The 20,710-nt window shown below is 69.4% G+C and carries 20 protein-coding genes; 15 read left to right on the top strand and 5 right to left on the bottom strand.

Going from position 1 to position 20,710, the window contains the following annotated elements:
• Window positions 1-11: 11 nt before the first annotated feature.
• Window positions 12-1,493, bottom strand: a complete 1,482-nt coding sequence (locus ACRSCF_RS25300; RefSeq protein WP_244387380.1) for a cryptochrome/photolyase family protein — start codon at window positions 1,491-1,493, stop codon at window positions 12-14.
• 24 nt (window positions 1,494-1,517) lie between these two features.
• Between ACRSCF_RS25300 and ACRSCF_RS25295 the strand changes: the two genes are divergently transcribed.
• The 7 genes from ACRSCF_RS25295 (at window position 1,518) to ACRSCF_RS25265 (ending at window position 6,835) form a co-directional block, all read left to right on the top strand.
• On the top strand, window positions 1,518-2,117 hold the full coding sequence (locus tag ACRSCF_RS25295) for a YqgE/AlgH family protein (protein ID WP_012203507.1): 600 nt from the start codon (window positions 1,518-1,520) through the stop codon (window positions 2,115-2,117).
• Window positions 2,114-2,572: a Holliday junction resolvase RuvX gene (gene ruvX / locus ACRSCF_RS25290; protein ID WP_012203508.1), complete on the top strand. Its 459-nt coding sequence runs from the start codon at window positions 2,114-2,116 to the stop codon at window positions 2,570-2,572. The genes ACRSCF_RS25295 and ruvX overlap by 4 nt, the downstream gene beginning before the upstream one ends.
• A complete protein-coding gene (pyrR, locus tag ACRSCF_RS25285; RefSeq protein WP_013804027.1) occupies window positions 2,569-3,087 on the top strand; it encodes a bifunctional pyr operon transcriptional regulator/uracil phosphoribosyltransferase PyrR in 519 nt (172 codons plus the stop codon). Before ruvX ends, pyrR begins: the two co-directional genes overlap by 4 nt.
• Window positions 3,088-3,089: 2 nt before the next feature.
• On the top strand, window positions 3,090-4,052 hold the full coding sequence (locus ACRSCF_RS25280) for an aspartate carbamoyltransferase catalytic subunit (protein ID WP_012203510.1): 963 nt from the start codon (window positions 3,090-3,092) through the stop codon (window positions 4,050-4,052).
• A 244-nt stretch (window positions 4,053-4,296) separates the two neighbouring features.
• Complete coding sequence (locus tag ACRSCF_RS25275) at window positions 4,297-5,592, top strand: dihydroorotase (protein ID WP_016447929.1); 1,296 nt, start codon at window positions 4,297-4,299, stop codon at window positions 5,590-5,592.
• Window positions 5,593-5,594: 2 nt separating this feature from the next.
• On the top strand, window positions 5,595-6,344 hold the full coding sequence (locus ACRSCF_RS25270; RefSeq protein WP_034364279.1) for a lysophospholipid acyltransferase family protein: 750 nt from the start codon (window positions 5,595-5,597) through the stop codon (window positions 6,342-6,344).
• Between the two features lie 14 nt (window positions 6,345-6,358).
• Window positions 6,359-6,835 (top strand): GNAT family N-acetyltransferase, encoded by a 477-nt coding sequence (locus ACRSCF_RS25265; RefSeq protein WP_244387377.1) that lies wholly within the window; start codon window positions 6,359-6,361, stop codon window positions 6,833-6,835.
• A 25-nt stretch (window positions 6,836-6,860) separates the two neighbouring features.
• On the opposite strand, the gene ACRSCF_RS25260 is transcribed toward ACRSCF_RS25265, so the two are convergent.
• The 4 genes from ACRSCF_RS25260 to ACRSCF_RS25245 all read right to left on the bottom strand — a co-directional run bounded on the left by ACRSCF_RS25260 (window position 6,861) and on the right by ACRSCF_RS25245 (window position 10,504).
• Window positions 6,861-7,247: a DUF1987 domain-containing protein gene (locus ACRSCF_RS25260; protein ID WP_016447926.1), complete on the bottom strand. Its 387-nt coding sequence runs from the start codon at window positions 7,245-7,247 to the stop codon at window positions 6,861-6,863.
• 35 nt (window positions 7,248-7,282) lie between these two features.
• Window positions 7,283-7,915, bottom strand: a complete 633-nt coding sequence (locus ACRSCF_RS25255; RefSeq protein WP_046986992.1) for a DUF6272 family protein — start codon at window positions 7,913-7,915, stop codon at window positions 7,283-7,285.
• Entirely contained in the window at window positions 7,912-9,309 is a 1,398-nt protein-coding gene (locus tag ACRSCF_RS25250; RefSeq protein WP_016447924.1) for a SpoIIE family protein phosphatase, read from the bottom strand. Before ACRSCF_RS25250 ends, ACRSCF_RS25255 begins: the two co-directional genes overlap by 4 nt.
• A gap of 97 nt (window positions 9,310-9,406) precedes the next feature.
• The gene (locus ACRSCF_RS25245) at window positions 9,407-10,504 is read right to left on the bottom strand and encodes an ABC transporter ATP-binding protein (RefSeq protein WP_034364323.1); all 1,098 of its coding nucleotides are present in this window, start codon (window positions 10,502-10,504) and stop codon (window positions 9,407-9,409) included.
• Between the two features lie 212 nt (window positions 10,505-10,716).
• On the opposite strand from ACRSCF_RS25245, the gene ACRSCF_RS25240 reads away from it, so the two are divergent.
• The 8 genes from ACRSCF_RS25240 (at window position 10,717) to ACRSCF_RS25205 (ending at window position 20,674) form a co-directional block, all read left to right on the top strand.
• On the top strand, window positions 10,717-12,363 hold the full coding sequence (locus ACRSCF_RS25240; RefSeq protein WP_126312478.1) for an ABC transporter permease: 1,647 nt from the start codon (window positions 10,717-10,719) through the stop codon (window positions 12,361-12,363).
• Window positions 12,364-12,420: 57 nt separating this feature from the next.
• Window positions 12,421-13,329 (top strand): LysR family transcriptional regulator, encoded by a 909-nt coding sequence (locus tag ACRSCF_RS25235; RefSeq protein ID WP_016447921.1) that lies wholly within the window; start codon window positions 12,421-12,423, stop codon window positions 13,327-13,329.
• Between the two features lie 112 nt (window positions 13,330-13,441).
• A complete protein-coding gene (locus ACRSCF_RS25230) occupies window positions 13,442-14,827 on the top strand; it encodes an 8-oxoguanine deaminase (RefSeq protein ID WP_154835569.1) in 1,386 nt (461 codons plus the stop codon).
• A 206-nt stretch (window positions 14,828-15,033) separates the two neighbouring features.
• Window positions 15,034-16,350, top strand: coding sequence for a nucleobase:cation symporter-2 family protein (locus ACRSCF_RS25225; RefSeq protein WP_013804016.1), 1,317 nt, complete (start codon window positions 15,034-15,036; stop codon window positions 16,348-16,350).
• A 31-nt stretch (window positions 16,351-16,381) separates the two neighbouring features.
• Entirely contained in the window at window positions 16,382-16,750 is a 369-nt protein-coding gene (gene arsC, locus ACRSCF_RS25220) for an arsenate reductase (glutaredoxin) (RefSeq protein ID WP_016447918.1), read from the top strand.
• A 95-nt stretch (window positions 16,751-16,845) separates the two neighbouring features.
• Window positions 16,846-18,399 (top strand): Do family serine endopeptidase, encoded by a 1,554-nt coding sequence (locus ACRSCF_RS25215; RefSeq protein WP_016447917.1) that lies wholly within the window; start codon window positions 16,846-16,848, stop codon window positions 18,397-18,399.
• A gap of 287 nt (window positions 18,400-18,686) precedes the next feature.
• Complete coding sequence (locus ACRSCF_RS25210; RefSeq protein WP_432675113.1) at window positions 18,687-20,234, top strand: ATP-binding cassette domain-containing protein; 1,548 nt, start codon at window positions 18,687-18,689, stop codon at window positions 20,232-20,234.
• A 35-nt stretch (window positions 20,235-20,269) separates the two neighbouring features.
• The gene (locus ACRSCF_RS25205) at window positions 20,270-20,674 is read left to right on the top strand and encodes a hypothetical protein (RefSeq protein ID WP_012203525.1); all 405 of its coding nucleotides are present in this window, start codon (window positions 20,270-20,272) and stop codon (window positions 20,672-20,674) included.
• Window positions 20,675-20,710 lie beyond the last annotated feature (36 nt).

Below are 20,710 nucleotides of genomic sequence, written 5' to 3'. Positions count from 1 at the left end.
ACCGGCTTCCTTCAGCCCGCCTGCTTGACCACGCTGTAGCGGGCCAGCGTGCGCTCGCGCGCGGCTGCGTGGTCCACCACGGGATGGGGATAGTCCGTGCCCAGCACCACGCCGGCCTCGGCCAGCTCCAGCGGCCGGGCCTGCCAGGGCGCGTGGCGCAGCGCGGCGGGCAGGCGGGCCAGTTCGGGCACGTAGCGCTCGATGAAGCGCGCGTCGGCATCGAACTTCTGGCTTTGCGTGATGGGGTTGAAGATGCGGAACCAGGGCTGGGCGTCGCAGCCCGTGGAGGCCGCCCACTGCCAGCCGCCGTTGTTGGCCGCCAGGTCGAAGTCGTTGAGCTGGCGCGCAAACCAGGCTTCGCCCCGGCGCCAGTCTATGCCCAGATCCTTGACCAGGAAGCTGGCCGCCACCATGCGCAGCCGGTTGTGCATGTAGCCCGTGGTGTTGAGCTGGCGCATGGCGGCATCGACCAGCGGATAGCCGGTGCGGCCCTCGCACCAGGCGGCGTACAGCGCATCGGCCTCGGGGCCGGTATCCCACACGATGGCGTCGTAGGCGGGCTTGAAGCTGGCGTGCACCACGTGCGGATGGTGGGCCAGGATCTGGAAATAGAAGTCGCGCCAGACCAGCTCGGACAGCCAGGTGGCGGCGCCCTCGGCATCATGGGGCTGGCTCTGCGTCTGCTCCCAGGCCAGCCTTGCCAGGCGGCGGATGGAGACCGTGCCGAAGCGCAGGTGCACGCTCAGGTAGCTGGGGCCCTTGACGGCGGGAAAGTCGCGCGCCTGCCTGTAGCGCGGCAGGCGCGGCAGGAAGTCGGCCAGCAGTTCCTCGGCGCCGGCGCAACCCGTGGGCAGGCGCAGGCCGTCCAGCGTGCCGGCCTCAAAGCCCAGGTCGGCTGCGGTGGGCACGGGGCGGCGCTCGCCTTCGGGGCGTGGCGCCAGGCGCTCGGGCAGGTCGCGCTCGCAGGGATAGGCGGACAGGAAGAACGGCGTGACCTGGCGCAGCCAGGCGTTCTTGTACGGGGTGAACACCGAGAACGGCGCGCCGGCCTGGGTCAGCACCTCGTCGCGCGCAAAGACCATGTGGTCCTTGAAGCTGTGCAGGGCCACGCCCTCGGCGGCGAGGGACTGGCGCACGCGGGCATCGCGGGCCAGTGCGTCGGGCTCGTCGTCCCAGTTGCAGAACACGGCCTGGGCGCCGAGCTGCCGGGCCAGGGCCGGGATCTGCTCAGCGGGCCGGCCGCGGCGCACGATGAGGCCGGTGTCGGCGCGGCCCGAGGCCTCGCGCAGCGCCTCGTCCAGGCCCGCCAGGCTCTGGCAGATGAACTCCACGCGCCGGTCGGCACGGGGCAGGGGGGCGAGGATGTCGTCGTCGAAGATGAACACGCAATGCACCTGCCGGCACTGGCGCAGCGCATGGTAGAGGGCGGCATGGTCGGACAGGCGCAGGTCGCGCCGCAGCCAGACCAAGCCCACAGGGTAAGAAGGTGGCATGGATCGCCGGTAAAATCCGTCGTTATGTCTGCTGAAACTGCGCCTATCAATCTGACGCACCACTTCCTGATTGCCATGCCTGGCCTGGAAGACGAAGCGTTCTCGCGCAGTGTGATCTACCTGTGCGAACACAGCGAGCGCGGTGCGCTCGGTCTGATTATCAACAAGCCCTCGCAGCTTACGCTGGAAGGCCTGCTGGAAAAGGTGGATCTGGCCCTGGGCCGCGAGGACCTTCGCGGCAACCGCGTCTTCAACGGCGGGCCCGTACAGACCGATCGCGGCTTCGTGCTGCACGATCCCATGGTGATCGAAGGCGCGCCCGACGACGAGTCCGCCTACGCCTCGACCATGACCATTCCCGGCGGCCTGGAGATGACCACCTCCAAGGACGTGCTCGAAGCCCTGTCCGACGGCGCAGGCCCCAAGCGCCTGCTGGTCACCCTGGGCTATGCCTCCTGGGGCGAGGGCCAGCTGGAGTCGGAGCTGGCCGAAAACGCCTGGCTCACGGTGGGCGCCGACGCCAACGTCATCTTCGATACCCCGGTCGACGACCGCTATGACCGCGCCCTGGGCCTGCTGGGCCTGCAGCGCTGGATGATCTCGCCCGAAGCGGGGCGCGCATGAGCCTGCCCGCTCCCGAGTCCCAGGCAGCAGCGGCAGCCGGCACGGCCGTGCCGCCCACCGTTCCCTCCCATTTCCAGAGTTTCGTGGCCTTCGATTTCGGGGCCAAGCGCACGGGCTGCGCCGTGGGCACGCGCATGCTGCGCTCGGCCAACCCGCTGCCCACCATCCGCGCCGAGGCCGGCGAGGCCCGCCTGGCCCAGGCCGGCGAGCGCATCAAGGAGTGGCAGCCCGATGCGCTGGTCATCGGCGTGCCCTACCACCCCGACGGCAACGCGCACGAGAACACGGCGCGGGCGAAGAAATTCGGCCGCCAGCTCAAGAGCCGCTTCGGCCTGCCTGTCTACGAGGTGGACGAGCGCTACAGCACCACCGAGGCCCTGGCCGGTGGCGCAAGGGATGCCGATGCGGCCTCGGCCTGCATCATTCTTGAACAGTTTTTGAGGAGTCTTCCATGAGTGAATCCATTGCGGGAGCCGGCAGCCTGGTGCTGGACGCCGAGGCCCTGTACCGCGAACTGCTGCGCGGCGTGCGCAGCCTCATGGGGCCTGAAACCCGCCTGGCCGGCATCACCTCGGGCGGCGCCTGGCTGGTGGAGCGGCTGCACAAGGACCTGAACCTGCCCGGCAACCCCAGCGTGCTGTCCTCGGCCCTGCACCGCGACGACTTCGCGCAGCGCGGCATGGCCACCAGCGCCCAGACGCAGATCGACTTTGACGTCAACGGCGCCGACATCCTGGTGCTGGACGACGTGCTCTACACCGGCCGCACCGTGCGCGCCGTGCTCAACGAACTCTATGACTACGGCCGCCCGGCCTGCGTGCGCCTGGCGGTGCTGGTGGACCGGGGCGGGCGCGAGCTGCCCTTCCAGGCCGACTTCGCCGCCGCGCGCATCGCGCTGCCGGCCGACCGCCTGCTGTCGCTGGCGCGCGATGACGCCGGCGTCTTCCAATTCCGCATCCAAGAGGCCTGACCGTGCTGTACAAGCGCAATCCCCAGCTCAACAAGAACGGCGAACTGATCCACCTGCTGTCCACCGAAGGACTGTCCAAGGACATCCTGACCCACATCCTGGACACGGCGGCCAACTTCGTCAGCGTCAATGACCGCGAGGTCAAGAAGGTGCCGCTGCTGCGCGGCAAGAGCGTGTTCAACCTGTTCTTCGAGAACAGCACGCGCACGCGCACCACGTTCGAGATCGCGGCCAAGCGCCTGTCGGCCGACGTGTTCAACCTGGACATCGCGCGCAGCTCGGCCAGCAAGGGCGAGTCGCTGCTGGACACCATCGCCAACCTCTCGGCCATGGCCGCCGACATCTTCGTCGTGCGCCACAGCGAGTCGGGTGCGCCCTACCTCATCGCCCAGCATGTGGCGCCCCATGTCCACGTGGTCAATGCCGGCGACGGCCGCCACGCCCACCCCACGCAGGGGCTGCTGGACATGTACACCATCCGCCACTACAAGAAGGACTTCGCCAACCTGCGCGTGGCCATCGTGGGCGATGTGCTGCACTCGCGGGTGGCCCGTTCCGACATCCATGCGCTGACCACGCTGGGCGCGGCCGAAGTGCGCGTCGTCGGCCCGCGCACGCTGGTGCCGCCGGACCTGGCGCAGATGGGCGTGCGCGTCTTCCACACGCTGGAAGAGGGCATCCGGGACTGCGACGTGATCATCATGCTGCGCCTGCAGAACGAGCGCATGAGCGGCGCCCTGCTGCCGTCCAGCCAGGAATACTTCAAGAGCTTCGGCCTCACGGCCGAGAAGCTGCGCCTGGCCAAGCCGGACGCCATCGTCATGCACCCGGGACCCATCAACCGCGGCGTGGAGATCGACTCCGAAGTGGTCGATGGCCCGCAGGCCGTGATCCTGTCGCAGGTGTCCTTCGGCATCGCCGTGCGCATGGCCGTCATGTCGATAGTGGCCGGCAACGAGGCTTGAAATGAAGCACCCCCTGAGCGACTGCGTCGCTTCCCCCTCTCTCGCTACGCGGGAGGGGGGCGTACGGGCAGCCGGCGACGCCCTCGCTGCAGGGCGGCCTTTGCTCGGCGTCCCTGAGATGGGCCATGCTTTTTCCATGCCCGGTGTCCTGGACTGAGTCCAGGCGCTTTTTGTGAATGCAAATGTTTTTGATCGCCGCAGGCCGCAGCCCATGCGCCGCCTGCGGTCTACGGGGTAGCAAACCATGAAGATACTCATCCGCAACGGCCGAGTGATGGACCCGGCACGGGGCCTGGACCAGCAGGCCGACGTGGCCATCGATGGCGGCAAGGTGCTGGCCATCGGCAAGGCGCCCGAGGGATTTGCCGCAGAACGCGAGATCGATGCGGCCGGCTGCTGGGTGCTGCCGGGCCTGGTCGATCTGGCCGTGCGCCTGCGCGAGCCCGGCCACGAGCACGAAGGCATGCTGCAGTCCGAGATGGCCGCCTCGGTGGCCGGTGGCGTGACCAGCCTGGTCTGCCCGCCTGATACCGATCCCGTGCTCGACGAGCAGGGCCTGGTGGAGATGCTCAAGTTCCGCGCCGAGAAGCTGCACCAGTCGCGCCTGTTCCCGCTGGGCGCGCTGACGCTGGGCCTCAAGGGCGAGGTGCTGACCGAAATGGCCGAGCTGACCGAGTCCGGCTGCATCGGCTTCGGCCAGGCCGAGGTGCCCATGACCAGCACCCAGACCCTGCAGCGTGCCCTGGCGTATGCGGCCACCTACGGCTACACCGTGTGGCTGCGCCCGCAGGAGCTGTACCTGGGCAAGGGCGTGGCCGCCAGCGGCCCGCTGGCCACGCGCATGGGCCTGTCCGGCGTGCCCGTGGCGGCCGAGACGATTGCCCTGCACACCATCTTCGAGCTGATGCGCGGCACCCAGGCGCGCGTGCACCTGTGCCGCCTGTCCAGCGCCGCAGGCGTGGAACTGGTGCGCCGTGCCAAGGCCGAAGGCCTGCAGGTCACGGCCGACGTGTCCATCAACTCGCTGCACCTGACCGATACCGATATCGGCTACTTCGACAGCAGCGCCCGCGTCACGCCGCCGCTGCGCCAGCAACGCGACCGCGATGCGCTGTCTGCCGCGCTGGCCGATGGCACCATCGACGCCCTGGTCTCCGACCACACGCCCGTCGATGAGGATGCCAAGGTCCTGCCCTTTGCCGAGGCCGAGCCCGGCGCCACGGGCGTGGAGCTGCTGCTGTCGCTGGCCGTCAAGTGGTCGCAGGACGGTGGCGTGCCTTTGAACCGTGCCCTGGCCGCCATCACGGCATCGCCCGTGCAGGTGCTGGGCTCGTCTCTGGGCGAGCTGCAGGGGCAGCTGGGCCGGCTGGCCGAGGGCGGCGTGGCCGACCTGTGCATCGTCGATCCGCAGGCGGCCTGGACGGTCAAGCCCCAGGAGCTGGCCAGCCAGGGCAAGAGCACGCCCTTCGGCGGCTACGAACTGCCGGCCCGCGTGCGCTGCACGCTGGTCGACGGCCATATCGCTTACGAACGCCGCTGAACATGAGCCGTCTGCGCAGGGGAGGGCGCGCCACGCTGCGCGCAGCGCGCCTGTTCGGCCATGTGTGCAAGGGGCTGTGGATCGTGGCCCTGCGCTTTCCGCAGCTGCCCGAGGAGCGCCAGCACGCCCATGTGCAGGCCTGGGCCCTGCAGTTGCTGGCCCATGCGGGCGTGCGCCTGGAGATCCAGGGCGGGCCGCCGAGCCAGGGCCCCATGCTCATGGTCAGCAACCATATTTCCTGGCTCGACATTCCCGTGCTGCATGCGGCGCGGCATTGCCGCTTCATCTCCAAGTCCGACGTCAAGGGCTGGCCGCTGATCGGCACGCTGGCCACGGCGGCGGGCACGCTGTACATCGAGCGCACCTCGCGCCGCGATGCGCGGCGCATGGTGCAGAGCATGGAGGAATCCCTGCAGCGCCGCGAGATCCTGGCCATCTTCCCGGAAGGCACGACGGGCGATGGCCGCAAGCTGCTGCCCTTCCATGCCAATTTGCTGCAGGCGGCCGTGCAGATCGGTGCGCCCGTGCTGCCCGTGGGCCTGCGCTTCATCGACGGCGCCACCGGGCAGATCAGCCACGCGCCCAGCTACGAGGGCGATGAAACCCTGCTGGGCTCCATCTGGCGCACGCTGTGTGCCGACGATCTGGTCGCCGCCGTCCACTATGGCCAGCCGCAGACGGCCGATGGCCGCGACCGCCGCGTCTGGGCCCAGGACCTGCATGCCGAGGTGGACCGGCTGCGCCAGGCCTGAACCTTGCCAGCGACATGACAGACACCTTCTCGCTTCGGCCCTCGCGGCCCGATGACCTTCCGGCCCTGAACGCCGTGCTCTGGGCCACCTACGACAGCACCTGGAAGCCGCAACTGACGGCGGACAAGGATGCGCGGTTCCGCGCCTCGGGCCGCACCGCGCAGTACGTGCAGTCGCGCGGCCACCTGTTCTGGGTGGCCGAGTGCGATGGCGTGGTGGTAGGCTTCGTGGACCGCGTGGATGACTTCATCGGCGCCCTGCATGTGCTGCCGGCCTGGCAGGGGCGCGGCGTGGGCCGTGCGCTGCTGGCCCACGCGGAGCAGGCCATGCGCGCCGACGGCCACGCCCAGGTGCGCCTGGAGACCGACAGCTTCAACACCCAGGCCCTGGGCTTTTACACGGCGCAGGGATATGCCACGCTGGACACCTATCCCGACGAGGAATGGGACTGCGGCCTGACCACGGTGCTCATGGGCAAGCCGCTGGCCTGAAGGCCAGGGCGGAGCAGGCCTGCCCTCAGTTGCTGTAGGGCTGTCGCTCCAGCACCAGGTTGGCGAAGTCCTCCACCAGGTCGGCGCCCAGTTCCTCGATGGCGTCGTCCTCCTCGTCAAAGGCCCAGACCACGCGGATGTCCGTGCCCTTTTGCCCGGCCTGGTCCAGCAGCGCGAACAGCGAGCGCAGGCCCATGGTGGAGGCGCTGTTGATGTACTGCAGCTTCATCTCGGCCACGAAGCGAGGAGGCTGGCTGGCCTCGAAATACCGGCCCAGCATGGACAGGATGGGGTTGAAGAAGGGCAGGGGGTTTTCTGGATAGCACTCGCCTTCGATGCGCAGAAGCTGCTCGGCCGGCGAGAAGACCACTTCGGGCGTGACGGAGGTGCGTTCGGATTTCAATGCTTGCATGGCGGCAGGTCGGTTCGTTGAAGGACGCCCGGCGTTCAGATCAGCGCCTTGACGTGGAATACGGCATGGGGCGCGGTCTCGGCGGCGTCCTCTCCCGTGGCGATGTGGTACTGCAGCGGTGCCGAGGCATCGCGCGCAATGGTCAGCCAGCCCAGGCCCGCGCCCCGGCTGATGTCGTCGCTGGTGCCGTGGTCCGTGTTGTGCAGCTGGGCCTTGTAGGCGGCCTTGATCTCGGGGTGGCTCATGGCGCGCACGGCGTCCAGCTTGGCGGCCAGGCGCGGCACATGCTCGCTGCGCACGGCGTTGCTGCAGGCGATCCAGAAGCGGGCAGGCGCCTGATCGGGCCCTGCCTCTTGGGCACAGGTCTGCGCATCGATACGGCCCACGCCGATGGCGCCCTGTGGCACGGGCGCGCTGAGCGCCTGGCGGGGGCCGGTGTCGGCCGCAGGCAGGGGCGCTGCGTAGTGCAGCACGTTCTGCGCCATCTCGATGAAGGTGGAAAACAGCTTGCGCTTGGCGCTGCTCGATCCGTCCTCGCTGGCCAGGCGGCTCTTGAGCGTGTCGGCCGCCGCCTGGATCACATTGGGGTTGAAGGTGCCCGCGTAGTACAGCAGCAGGCCGTTGTGCTCGGCCTGGGCGCGCAGCTGAGCGAATTCGGCCGGGCTCATGGCTGGCCTTGCACGCAGGTGGCGGGCTGCAGGGCCTGGTTGCGCCAGACCAGCAGAGACACATCGTCGCGCCGGCGCTGCGTGCCCTGCCACTGGGCGAAGGCCTGCCGGAACTCGGCGCAGGCCTGGGCGGCGGGGCGGTCCTGCTGCTCGTGCAGGAAGCGCGCCAGGCGCTTTCTGCCGTGGGCGATCTGGCGCGGCCCACCCAACTGGTCGATGACGCCATCGGTGGCCACCATCAGCAGCGAGCCGGGCGCGACCTCCAGCACCTGCGTGCTCCAGGCTGCGTCGTCGGGCGTGGTCGCATAGCCTATGCCCAGCTTGTCGCCGGCATGGATCTGCACCTGGGCCGCCTCCTGTACGCCGGGCGGCGCCACCAGCAGGTCCAGCCGGGCCGATGCAAAGCGCAGTTGCGTGCCGCAGGGCGACTGCAGGAACAGCGCGGCGTCCAGGCCATCGCTGGAGGTCTTCTCCGCAGGCAGGCCGTCGGCGGGGGCCGCTGGTGCGCCCCAGGCCGGCTGGGCGTCGCGGCTGCGCTGCTGCAGCACGCGCTTGATGTAGCGGTTCATCTGGCCCAGCAGGGCGCCGGGGTCGATGGCGGCGCCGGTGCCGGTACTGGTGCCGATACCTGCAGGCGCCACGGCCTGTTCGAGGAAGGACAGCGCAATCAGCGTCATGAAGGCGCCCGGCACGCCGTGGCCCGTGCAGTCGAACATGCAGCCCAGCAGGCCCTGCGGTGTGGCACGGAAGAAATACGCATCGCCGCCCACCACGTCGCGCGGCTCCCACAGCAGGCCGTGGTCGGCCAGCTGGCTGGCCAGCACGCGGTCGGACTCGACCAGGTGCGAGCGCTGGATCAGGCTGGCGTAGTCGATGCTGGCCATGAGCTGGCGCGTCTTGTCGGCCTCGATGTCTGACATGGCGGCCATCAGCGCGTGGCCCGTGCCTATGCCTGCATAGCGGCCTTCCTCGACGGTGATGAAGCCGTCCTTGAGCACACGGCTGCCGCTGGCCAGCGCCTGCTGCACCAGCTGGTCGATGGGCAGGCCGGCCGCCACCACCATGGGCGCGGTGTCGGTGAATACCAGGCAGCTGCGGCGGCCGAACACGTCGCGCGCAAAGGGCCGCGCGTACTGCTCCATGAAGCGCTGGCGGTTGATCAGGCCCAGCGGCCGGTCGTCGGCCACCACGGCCAGGGTTTCGAGCAGGGGCTGCTCGCTGAACAGCCGATGCACGTCCTCGTTGCTGGTGTCGGGGGGAATCGGCGCCGTGGGCTGGCTGAGCTGGCCTGCGCGGGCCAGCAGGCGTGGCGCGGCGGGCGCAGGGGCAAGCGCCGGAACCGGTGTCGGAGCAGATGCAGCGTGCTGCGTGGAGGAGGGGTCCAGAGCAAACATGGGTGGCCTTGAATTGTCACAAGATGTGACAGATTCTGGGTTTCACCCATGACCGTCGGATGACAAAGGCCTGGACGGCGCGGCGGCGGCCGCCTGCTCAGGCCGCTGCGGTCTGCGCAGTGCCCTGTCTCTCTCGCGGGAAGGCGACCACGTGATTCATGTCCAGCCGTATGCCCACCCACTCGCCCACCGCATGGTCGTGGTGGCTGGGCACATGGGCCAGCACGCTGTGGCCGCTGGCCAGCTCCAGCGTGTAGAGGAACTCCGAGCCGCGAAACGCCTTGCGCAGGATGCGCGCCTGCACGGGCGAGGCATCGTCGTGCACCACATCGTCGGCGCGCAGCAGCACATCGCATTCGCCGCCCGGGAACTGCGCAGGCAGCGGGCAGGTGGCCGGATCGACCAGATCGCCCAGCGCCGTGCGCGCCACCACGCCGCCGGCACCGCTGGGCGCCAGCGTGGCCGGCACGAAGACGCCGTGGCCGATGAAGTCCGCCACGAAGCGCGTGGCCGGACGGTGGTACAGCGAATAGGCGTCGTCCCACTGCTGCAGCTGCCCCTGGTGGACCACGCCGATCATGTCGCCGATGGCAAATGCCTCCAGCTGGTCGTGCGTGACGAACAGGGCCGTGGCGCCTGCGGCCTTGAGGATGCCGCGCACCTCATGCGCCAGGCGCTCGCGCAGGTCCACGTCGAGGTTGGAAAACGGCTCGTCCAGCAGCATCAGCTGCGGGCTGGGCGCCAGCGCGCGGGCCAGCGCCACGCGCTGCTGCTGGCCGCCTGACAGCTCGTGCGGAAACCTTCCTGCACTGCCGGCCAGGCCCACCAGCTCCAGCACCTCGGCCACGCGCTCGGCCTGGCGCGCCTTGGGCAGATGGTGGATGCCGAAGGCCACGTTGCGTCCCACGTTCAGATGGGGGAACAGCGCATAGTCCTGGAACACCATGCCGATGCGCCGCTGCTCGGGTGGGAGCGAGAAATCCGCGCTGCCCACGAGCTGGCCGTCGATGCGGATCTCGCCGCCGCTCACGGGCTCCAGGCCCGCCACGGCACGCAGCAGCGTGGTCTTGCCGCAGCCCGAGGGGCCGATGAGCACGCCGATGTCGCCAGCGGCCAGATTCAGCGTGACGCCCTGCACGGCAGGCCTGTCGCGGCCCGGGTAGCGCACCTCGAGTTGGGAGACGGTCAAAAACATGCGGCGATTGTAGAACCGCGCAAATGAATAGAATTCGCATTTGCATTGGCGGGCCAGGGGCATGCCCGGAGCCCGCCGACTCCAGCAGCCCGCAGGCACGTCCGGTCTCGGCGGCACCTCGGCCCACAGGCCGGTGGCTGCCGCGGATCCCGGCCCGTTCCATAGCCCGGCAGCCAGATCCTCCCCCTCATCCTCTAGCCGAGACCTCCGCTTTGCGCCGTCTGTCGTCCGTACTCCGCTCCCTTCCCCTGCTCCTGCTGGCCCTGGTGCTGATGCTGCCCGTGCTGGCCGTGCTCGGCTCCTGGCTGCCTCTGGGGCAGGGCGATGCCCTGGCCGGCTCCATCCTGCGCGAGATGGCGGCCACCGTGCTGCCCGGCTACCTGTGGACCACGGTCTGGCTGGGCCTGCTGGTGGCGCTGGGCGCGGCCATCGTGGGCACGGGCACGGCGGCGGCCGTGACGCTGTTCGACTTCCGCGGCCGGCGCCAGCTCGAATGGCTGCTGCTGCTGCCGCTGGCCATGCCGGCCTATGTCACGGCCTATGCCTATACCGACTTCCTGCAGTTCAGCGGCCCGCTGCAGACCTGGATGCGCGACACCTATGGCCTGGAAGGCCGGCTCCTGCCCGAGGTGCGCAGCCTCGGCGGCGCGGTCTGGGTCTTCATCTTCTCGCTCTACCCGTATGTCTACCTGCTGGCGCGCACCGCGCTGGGCGAACGCGCCGCGCACCTGATGGAGGCCGCGCGCCTGATGGGTGCGCCGCTGTCGCGGCGCATCTGGTCGGTGGCGCTGCCGCTGGCGCGCCCGGCCGTGGCCGCTGGCGTGGCCCTGGTGGTGATGGAGACGCTGGCCGACTTCGGCGTGGTCAGCTATTTCGGCATACAGACCTTCACCACGGGCATCTACAAGGCCTGGCTGTCCATGGACAACCGCATTGCCGCCGCGCAGCTGGCCACCTTCCTGCTGGTGCTGGTGGTGCTGCTGCTGCAGCTGGAGCTGCGCGCGCAGCGGCGCATGCGCTTCGTCACCGGCGGCGCGGGCCGTGCCGGCTCGGCCGAGGCGCAGCCGCTGCGCCTGCGCGGCTGGCGCTGCGCGCTGGCCTGGCTGGTGTGCCTGCTGCCTGTGCTCATGGGCTTTGTGGCGCCCGTGTTCTTCATGCTGCGCCCGCTGGCGGCCGACTGGTCGGTGCTGCCCTGGGACCGCTTCCTCGACTGGGCGCTCAACAGCGTGCGCCTGGGCGCCATCACCTCGGTGCTGGCCGTCATCATCGCCGTGGCCCTGGCGTTTGCCGTGCGCCGCCACAAGGAGTCGGCCGTCACGCGCGGCGTGGTGCAACTGGCCAGCCTGGGCTATGCGGTGCCGGGCGCCGTGGTCGTCGTCGGCCTGCTGCTGCCCGTGGGCTGGGTGCAGCAGGTGCGGCCCGAATGGGGTTTTGCCGGCCTGGTCACGGCCACCGCCGTGGGCATTGTCTGGGCCTACCTGGTGCGCTTTTGCGCCGTGGCCCTGCAGTCCATGCAAAGCGGCTATGCGCGCATCGCGCCCAGCCTGGACGACTCGGCCCGCATGCTGGGCACGGGCGCCTGGGGCGTGCTGTCGCGCGTGCACTGGCCGCTGCTCAGGCGCTCCACGGCAGCGGCGGCGCTGCTGGTCTTCGTCGATGTGATGAAGGAGCTGCCCGCCACCATGGTGCTGCGCCCCTTCAACAGCGACACCCTGGCCGTCGTGGCCTACCAGCTCGCGCGCGACGAACGCCTGGGCGAGGCCGCCCTGCCGTCGCTGGCCCTGGTGCTGGTGGGCCTGATCCCCGTGATCATGCTCAGCCGCACGCTGCGCGCCGAGCGCCCGGGCACGGCCCGCTGAGCCTGCGCCGCCGGGCGCTGCAAAGCGCGGCCCGGCAAACCCCGCTACGCTCGCGCCATGCACGCCAGAGTCCTGCGCTATCTCGACGAAGTAGTCCGCCGCGGTTCCATCCGCAAGGCGGCCGAACATCTGCACGTGGCCCCCACGGCCGTCAACCGCCAGATCCTCGACCTGGAGGCCGAGCTGGGCACGCCCCTGTTCGAGCGCATTCACAAGCGTCTGCGCCTTACCCCGACGGGCGAGATGGTGCTGGCCCATGTGCGCGCCACGCTGCGCGAGCATGCGGCGCTGCGCGAGCGCATTGCCGAACTGCAGGGCGCGCGCAGCGGCGAGATCACCGTGGCCGCGACCACGGGGCTGGCCGGCTCGCTGCTGCCCTCGCTGGTGCATGAATTCCGCCAGCGCCACCCGGGCATCGTGGTGCGCATCATCGACCTGCCCCTGAGCGACATCGCGGCCGCCGTGGAAGGCGGCGACGCCGACCTGGGCCTGGCCTACGACCTGTCCGAACGCCCCGCGCTGCGCGCGCTGGCCATCAGCGAATGGCAGATCGGCGCCATCGTGCCGCCCCGGCATGCGCTGGCGCGCCAATCGTCCGTGCTGCTCAGCGAGTGCATAGGCCATCCGCTCATCCTGCCCGCGCCGCCGCTGTCCATCCGCAGCCTGCTGGACGAAGCCTTTGCGCGCAACGCCATCGAGGTCACGCCCGTGGCCGAGTCCACCTCCATGGCGCTGATCCAGCGCCTGGTCATGCTGGGCGAGGGCATTGCCCTGCTCAATCCGCTGGACGTGATGGAGGAGCGCAGCCGCAATGCCCTGGTCTTCGTGCCTTTGCGCGATGCGCATCTGCGGCGGCAGACGCTGGTGCTGACCGGCCGGGCCAGGGGGCAGTTGAGCGCGGCGGGCGAGCTGATGGCCCAGTCCATCGGCCAGGCGCTGGCAAGGCTGTTTGCCGGGGGGCGGTGAGTCTTAGGCGCTTGTCCACTTTTTGTGGACACATCGGGCGAAATTCAGCGCTATCGGCAATGGCTTGTCCTTCCTAGACTGGCGGCTTTTCCATTTCGAAGAAGAGAACGCCATGACCTTGATCGCACTGAACGCCGATGTACTCGTCACCATGGATGCGCAGCGCCGCGAGATCCGCGACGGCGCCCTGGTGGCCGACGGCCCGGCCGTGCAATGGGTGGGCGCCACGGCCGATCTGCCGCCGCAGTACCGCCGCATGGTGGACGACGGCACGGCCCAGGTGCTGGACATGCGCGGCCGCGTGGTGATGCCGGGCCTGGTCAACACGCACCACCACATGTACCAGAGCCTCACGCGCGCCGTGCCGGCCGCGCAGGATGCGGAGCTGTTCTCGTGGCTCACCAACCTGTACATGCTGTGGTCGCACCTCACGCCGGAGATGATCCACGTCTCCACCCAGACCGCCATGGCCGAGCTGATGCTGTCGGGCTGCACCACCACCAGCGACCACCTGTACCTGTATCCGAATGGCGCTCGGCTGGACGACTCCATCGCCGCGGCGCAGCAGATGGGCATGCGCTTTCATGCGGCGCGCGGCTCCATGAGCCTGGGCCGCAGCAAGGGCGGCCTGCCGCCCGACGCGGTGGTGGAGGAAGAGGAAGCCATCCTGCGCGACAGCCTGCGCCTGATCCAGCAGTACCACGACAGCGCACGCCACTCCATGCTGCGCGTGGTGCTGGCGCCATGCTCGCCGTTCTCGGTGACGCGCGAGCTGATGCGCGAGTCCGCCGTGCTGGCGCGTGCGCATGGCGTGTCGCTGCACACCCACCTGGCCGAGAACGACAACGACGTCGCCTTCTCTCGCGAGAAATTCGGCCTCACCCCCGCGCAGTACGCCGAAAGCCTGGGCTGGGTCGGCCCCGATGTCTGGCATGCCCACTGCGTCAAGCTCGATGCCGAGGGCATTGCGCTGTTCGCGCGCACGGGCACGGGCGTGGCGCATTGCCCGTGCTCCAACATGCGCCTGGCCTCGGGCATCGCACCCGTGCGCACCATGCGCGATGCGGGCGTGCCCGTGGGCCTGGGCGTGGACGGCAGCGCCTCCAACGACGGCGCCCACATGCTGGGCGAGGCGCGCCAGGCCCTGCTGCTGCAGCGCGTGGGCCACGGCCCTGCCGCCATGGGCGCGCGCGAGGCGCTGGAGATCGCCACGCTGGGCGGCGCGCGCGTGCTGGGGCGCGACGACATCGGCGCGCTGGCGCCGGGCATGTCGGCCGACTTCGTGGCCTTCGACATGGCGGGCGTGGGCTACGCGGGCGCAGGCCATGACCCCGTGGCCGCGCTGGTGTTCTGCACGCCCACCGACGTGTCCACCAGCGTCATCAACGGCCGTGTCGTGGTCCGCGACGGGCTGCTGCTCACCGCCGACCTGCCGCGCGTGCTGACCCGCCACCGCGAGCTGGCCCGCACGCTGTTCGAGCGCGCAGCAGGCCGCTAATTTCTCCCTGCAGCGCGGCAGGCCAGCACCCAGGCCATCGCGGGTGCCGACCTGCCGCGCTGCGCCATTCCCCCGAAGCATCTCCAGGAGGCTCGAAGACCCGGACAGCACTTTCAGGACCCCCACCCTTTTCCGGCACCACTGCCCCGACATACATACAAGCGCCTCTGAAGAGGCCAACGGCCAGGACACAAGGAGACAAGACAATGGAACAACTGCTTTACAAGGTGGAAGACCGACCGCCAATGCTCATCACCACGGTCCTTCTGTCGCTGCAGCACCTGCTGGCGGCGCTGGGCGGCATCATCGCCGTGCCCCTGGTCTTCGGCGGGGCGCTCAAGCTGCCGGCCGACCAGATCGTGGCGCTGGTGAATGCAGCGCTGCTGGGCTCGGGCGTGGTCACCATCGTCCAGTGCAGAGGGGTGGGGCCCGTGGGCATACGGCTGCCCTGCGTCATGGGCACCAGCTTCGCCTTCGTGGGCGCGGGCATCAGCGTGGGGCTGGAGCATGGTGTGGCCGGCATCCTGGGCTCCTCGCTGGTAGGGTCGCTGGTGATGATCGTGGGCAGCTACTTCATGCCCGTGATCCGCCGCTTCTTTCCGCACACCGTGACCAGCGTGGTCGTGACCATGATCGGCCTGTCGCTGACCCCCGTCGCGGTGGACTGGGCTGCGGGCGGCGTGGGTCGCAGCGACTACGGCGCGATCGGCCATCTGGCCATCGCCGGCTTCGTGCTGGTGCTGGTGATCGGCTTCGTGCAGTGGGGCAGGGGCATCGTCTCTGCCTCGGCCGTGGTGCTGGGCATCGCCTGCGGCTATGTGCTGTGCCTGGCGCTGGGCCTGATCGACTTCACCCAGGTGAGCGAGGCTGCGGTCTTCGCCATCCCGCAGCCGCTGACCTTCGGCATGACGTTCCCGGTGGCCGGCATCGTCGCCATGTCCATCGCCTTTCTGGTGACCATCGTCGAGACCACGGGCACCTTCATGGCCCTGGGCGCAGCCACGCAGACGCGCATCGACGGCAAGCGCCTGTCCAGCGGCATGCTGTGCGACGGCGTGGGCTCGGCCTTTGCCGCCGTGATGTCCAGCCCTCCGCTGTCCACCTTCGCCCAGAACGTGGGCGTGGTCTCGCTGACCGGCGTGGCCAGCCGCCATGTGGTCATGCTGACGGGCGTCATGCTGCTGCTGGCCGGCCTCTTTCCTGTGCTGGGCGCACTGGTGGTGACGATTCCGCAGCCCGTGCTCGGCGGCGCGGGGCTGATGATGTTTGCCATGATCATTTCTGCCGGCATCCGCATGCTCAGCGGCGCCGAGCACTCGCGGCGCGCCAGCCTGATCATCGCGGTCTCGCTGGGCTGCGGCCTGGCGGTCACGGTGCGCCCGGACCTGCTGGCCCGCATGCCTGCCTTCGTGCGCGAAGTCTTCGGCTCGGGCATTACCGTCGGCGCCCTGGTCGCGGTGGGGCTGAACCTGCTGCTGCCCGGCCGCGAGGTCGATGCCCATCCCGAGGAAGCCGTGGCCTGAGACGCATTTTCATGGGCCTACACTGCGGCCCATGAACACCACCGCCCCCCGCACAGACATCACCATCTACCACAACAACCGCTGCAGCAACTCGCGCGGCGCGCTGGCCCTGCTGCGCGACAACGGCATAGAGCCGACCATCGTCGACTACATCGCCCAGCCCCTGGACGCTGAGCAACTGCAGGCGCTGGTCCGGCAGCTGGGCATGCCCGTGCGCGAGCTGCTGCGCAGCAAGGAAGCCGTCTTCGCCGAGCTGGGCCTGGGCGATGCATTGGCCAGCGATGCGCAGTTGCTCGCCGCCGTGGCCGAGCACCCGGTGCTGCTCAACCGCCCCATCGTCGTCACGCCCAAGGGCGCGGCGCTGTGCCGCCCGCCGGAGAAGGTGCTGGCGCTGATCTGAGATGCACGGCGAGGCCTCTAAGCCTCGCCTAAGTCTGCCCCTTCAGACTTCTCCCCAACGCAGCAAGGAACGCTGCTTTTGAGGAAAGGTCTGCCATGAACAAGATTCTGTCGACTCCCCGCCGTCTGGTGCTGGCCCTGGTGGCCGCAGGTGCCATCGGCGCCCTGGGCGCCACGGGCGCCGGTCTGGTTGGTGTGGTGCATGGCGATGCGCGTGCCGCCACGTCGCTGTTTGCGCCTGCGGCACAGCCTGCTTCTGCCGCTTCTCCTGCTTCTCCCGCCGGCGCCGTGGCGGCGCCCAACTTTGCCGACATCACGGCGCGCAATGGCGCGGCCGTGGTCAACATCAGCGTGGTCGGCAGCTCGCGTGCCATGGGCGAGGACGGCGACGAGGCCGCAGCGCGCCAGGGGCAGCAGGGCGTGCCGGGCATGGACCCCAACGATCCGTTCTTTGAATTCTTCCGCCGCTTCGGCGTGCCCGGCATGCCGGGCATGGGCCAGGGCCAGCCCCAGCGCGATGTGCCCACGCGCGGCGAAGGCTCGGGCTTCATCGTCTCCAGCGACGGCCTGATCCTGACCAACGCCCACGTGGTGCGCGGCGCCAAGGAAGTGACCGTCAAGCTGACCGACCGGCGCGAGTTCAGCGCCAAGGTGCTGGGCGCCGATCCCAAGACCGACGTGGCCGTGCTGCGCATCGAGGCGAAGAACCTGCCCACGGTGTCGCTGGGCAAGACGGCCGATCTGCGCGTGGGCGACTGGGTGCTGGCCATCGGCTCGCCCTTCGGCTTCGAGAGCAGCGTGACGGCCGGCGTGGTCAGCGCCAAGGGCCGCACCCTGCCGGACGACAGCTTCGTGCCTTTCCTGCAGACCGACGTGGCCATCAACCCCGGCAACTCGGGCGGCCCGCTGTTCAATGCGCGCGGCGAGGTGGTGGGCATCAACAGCCAGATCTACTCGCGTTCGGGCGGCTACCAGGGCGTGTCCTTCGCCATTCCCATCGAGGTGGCCACGCGCGTGCAGCAGCAGATCGTGGCCACGGGCAAGGTGCAGCATGCGCGGCTGGGCGTGGCCGTGCAGGAGGTGAACCAGGCCTTTGCCGATTCCTTCAAGCTCGACCGTCCCGAAGGCGCCCTGGTGTCCAGCGTGGACAAGAACGGCCCTGCCGCCAAGGCGGGACTGGAGCCCGGCGACGTGGTGCGCAAGATCGATGGCCAGCCCATCGTGGGCTCGGGTGATCTGCCGGCCTTTGTGGGCCAGGCGCTGCCGGGCCAGAAGGTCACGCTGGAGATATGGCGCAACGGCGAGGCCCGCACGCTCAGCGCCGTGCTGGGCGATGCCAGCGACAAGGCCGCCAAGGTGGCCAAGGACAAGCCCGACGCCGGCAAGGGCAAGCTGGGCCTGGCCCTGCGCCCGCTGCAGCCCGAGGAAAAGCAGCAGATCGGCGTGAAGGACGGCCTGGTCGTTGCCGACGCCGCAGGCCCGGCGGCCGAGGCCGGCATCACGCAGGGCGATGTGCTGCTGTCCATCAACGGCTCGCCTGCCGGTGATATCGAGGCCGTGCGCGCCGCCATGGCCAAGGCCGGCAAGACCGTGGCCGTGCTGATTTGGCGCGATGGCAACAGGATATTTGTTCCCGTACGTCTCGGGTAAGCGAAAGGAGGTAAGGGACTGAAAAGCACCTGCACACTGAATTGATCGCACAGCCCCGGCACGAATGTGCCGGGGCTTATTGCATGGGGAATTCAACCGGCCAGTGGCTGGCTATTCCTGCATTCGTGCGGCAATGTGATGGTTGTATTCTGTGAATTCGCGTCCTTTTGCGTTAGCGGTGTTTCAAATTGTGACGATTTGAGATAGAGCGAATACGCTTAGACTGCCGGCCCATCCAGGCGGGCGTGCACCGTTCTGGTTTCAGGAAGAAGCGCCCGCAAGGGCCCATGGCAAAACAGGAAGGGCATGCTTTGAAGCAGGACTACAGCTTGCAGGCGGCGGGTTTGGGCGCATCGTTCGGCGCGCGCGTCATCCTGGCTGAGGTGGACTTCACGCTGCCCACCCACGGCATCACGGCCCTGCTGGGCCCCAGCGGCTCGGGCAAGTCCACGCTGCTGCGCACGCTGGCCGATCTCAATGCCGCCAATCCGCGCTTTCGCCGCTGGGGCAGCGTGCGCTACGCGGGCCAGGAGTGGACCGGCGCCATGCAGGCGCCGCGCCTGGTGCAGCAGCAGGCCCGGCTGATGATGGCCAGCACCTTCGACGCCATCGTCGAGCTGGCCCGGCCCCGCCTCAAGCTCGTGCCGCATGCGCTGCGCGACTGGTGCCGCGCGCAGGTGCAGGCCTTCGGCTTTCCCGAGCTTGCGCTGATGTTCGACCAGCCGGCGCTGCAGCTGTCCCCCGTGCAGCAGCGTGCCGTGGCCATCCTGCGCGAGGCGCTGGCCGAGCCGGCCCTGCTGATGGTGGACGAGCCCACGGCAGAGCTTGAGGGCTACGAGGCCTTCGTGCTGCTGGAGCTGCTGCGCCAGGTGGCCCAGCGCACGGCCGTGCTGATGAGCACGCACCACCAGCAGCACGCACAGGCCGTGGCGCAGGACATGCTGCTGCTGGCCGGCGGCCGCATTGCCGAGGCGCAATCCATGGAAGCCTTCCAGCGTGCGCCGCTGTCGCTGGCGGGCCAGCAGTTCCTGCGCACCGGCAGCTGTGCCGTGGCCTCTCCCGATGCGCGGGCCGAAGACCTGGAGGAGGGCGTGCCCCTGCCTCCTCCGCTGCCTGCAGCGGCCGTGGCCGCGATCTCCGAATTCCTGTCGGATGCAGTGGCCGCCGAGCCTGCATCCGAACCCATGCCTGTACCTGCATCTGCGCCCGCGCCTGCACCCGTGCCTGCACCCGTGCCTGCGCCGGTACCAGCACCCGCGCCCGCACCGGCACCCGCTGCCGCGGCCCGGCCGCGCGCCGTCAATCCCTCCGTGCTGGTGGACTGGCAGCCGCTGGTGGCCGACCCGCAGGCCGTGCCGGCCAGCCGTGGCCCCAGCGGCTTTGCCTGGCTGGTGCCGGGCCGGCTGGCGGGCGCGCCGCAACCGGGCGTGGTGCAGTCCATGGACTTCGACCTGAAGGCCCTGCGCGGCTGCGGCGTCACCGTGCTGATCACGCTGACCGAAAACGACCTGCCGCAGGAGCCGCTGCAGCGCCATGGCCTGCGCAACCTGCACCTGCCGGTGCGGGACCACGAATCACCGTCGGTGGCCCAGATCCAGATGCTGCTGGCGCGCATGTCGGCCATGCTGCGCGCGGGCGAGGTGCTGGCCGTGCACTGCCTGGCCGGTCTGGGCCGCACGGGCACGGTGCTGGCCGCATGGCTGGTGCGCGAGGGCCTCACCGCCGACGAGGCGCTGCGCCGCGTGCGCCTCATCGATGCCCAGTACGTGCAGTCCCAGGCCCAGGAGGACCTGCTGTATGCGTACGAAGTGGCACTGCTGCTGAAGATGGGCTGACCGATCACATCCATTCACAAAAAAGGAAAGCTGCAATGAGCCTGGATAACGTTTTGAGCGAGGTGGCCGGTTCGGTGCCCGAATGTCTGGCCATCGGCTATGTGGATGCCGCCTCCGGCATGCTGCTGGCCATCCGCACGGTGGACTCGCATCCGCGCGAAGTCATCGATCTCGTGGCCGCTGCCACGGCCGACCTGTTCAACGGCCCCAACGTCTCGATGATCGAGAGCCTGTTCAAGAAGTCGCGCGGCCTCAAGGACGACGGCCACCACTACTTCCAGGAACTCATCGTCAACAGCGACAACCTCATCCACGTCTTCCTGCGCGGCAAGCTCATGCCCGACTACGTGGCCGTCTTCGTCTGCCGGCGCACGGCCAACCTGGGCATGGCGCTGACCAAGGCCCGCATGGCCATGCCGAAGATTGAAGCGGCGGTGTGACCGCCGCTCACCCCCTGAGTCGCTGCGCGCCTTCCC

This window comes from Delftia sp. 11MD, assembly GCF_050907895.1.
Classification (GTDB): Bacteria; Pseudomonadota; Gammaproteobacteria; order Burkholderiales; family Burkholderiaceae_C; genus Comamonas; species Comamonas tsuruhatensis.
This window is presented reverse-complemented; position numbering and strand designations above follow the sequence as displayed.

Excerpts from the sequence above, each read along its gene's own strand:
- ACRSCF_RS25210 (WP_432675113.1), top strand. The coding sequence starts at position 18,687 with ATGGCAAAACAGGAAGGGCATGCTTTGAAGCAGGACTACAGCTTGCAG.
- ACRSCF_RS25300 (WP_244387380.1), bottom strand. The coding sequence starts at position 1,493 with ATGCCACCTTCTTACCCTGTGGGCTTGGTCTGGCTGCGGCGCGACCTG.
- ACRSCF_RS25275 (WP_016447929.1), top strand. The coding sequence starts at position 4,297 with ATGAAGATACTCATCCGCAACGGCCGAGTGATGGACCCGGCACGGGGC.
- ACRSCF_RS25245 (WP_034364323.1), bottom strand. The coding sequence starts at position 10,504 with ATGTTTTTGACCGTCTCCCAACTCGAGGTGCGCTACCCGGGCCGCGAC.
- ACRSCF_RS25225 (WP_013804016.1), top strand. The coding sequence starts at position 15,034 with ATGGAACAACTGCTTTACAAGGTGGAAGACCGACCGCCAATGCTCATC.
- ACRSCF_RS25230 (WP_154835569.1), top strand. The coding sequence starts at position 13,442 with ATGACCTTGATCGCACTGAACGCCGATGTACTCGTCACCATGGATGCG.
- ACRSCF_RS25215 (WP_016447917.1), top strand. The coding sequence starts at position 16,846 with ATGAACAAGATTCTGTCGACTCCCCGCCGTCTGGTGCTGGCCCTGGTG.
- ACRSCF_RS25205 (WP_012203525.1), top strand. The coding sequence starts at position 20,270 with ATGAGCCTGGATAACGTTTTGAGCGAGGTGGCCGGTTCGGTGCCCGAA.
- arsC (WP_016447918.1), top strand. The coding sequence starts at position 16,382 with ATGAACACCACCGCCCCCCGCACAGACATCACCATCTACCACAACAAC.
- ACRSCF_RS25250 (WP_016447924.1), bottom strand. The coding sequence starts at position 9,309 with ATGTTTGCTCTGGACCCCTCCTCCACGCAGCACGCTGCATCTGCTCCG.
- ACRSCF_RS25265 (WP_244387377.1), top strand. The coding sequence starts at position 6,359 with ATGACAGACACCTTCTCGCTTCGGCCCTCGCGGCCCGATGACCTTCCG.
- ACRSCF_RS25295 (WP_012203507.1), top strand. The coding sequence starts at position 1,518 with ATGTCTGCTGAAACTGCGCCTATCAATCTGACGCACCACTTCCTGATT.
- pyrR (WP_013804027.1), top strand. The coding sequence starts at position 2,569 with ATGAGTGAATCCATTGCGGGAGCCGGCAGCCTGGTGCTGGACGCCGAG.
- ACRSCF_RS25270 (WP_034364279.1), top strand. The coding sequence starts at position 5,595 with ATGAGCCGTCTGCGCAGGGGAGGGCGCGCCACGCTGCGCGCAGCGCGC.
- ACRSCF_RS25255 (WP_046986992.1), bottom strand. The coding sequence starts at position 7,915 with ATGAGCCCGGCCGAATTCGCTCAGCTGCGCGCCCAGGCCGAGCACAAC.
- ruvX (WP_012203508.1), top strand. The coding sequence starts at position 2,114 with ATGAGCCTGCCCGCTCCCGAGTCCCAGGCAGCAGCGGCAGCCGGCACG.
- ACRSCF_RS25235 (WP_016447921.1), top strand. The coding sequence starts at position 12,421 with ATGCACGCCAGAGTCCTGCGCTATCTCGACGAAGTAGTCCGCCGCGGT.
- ACRSCF_RS25260 (WP_016447926.1), bottom strand. The coding sequence starts at position 7,247 with ATGCAAGCATTGAAATCCGAACGCACCTCCGTCACGCCCGAAGTGGTC.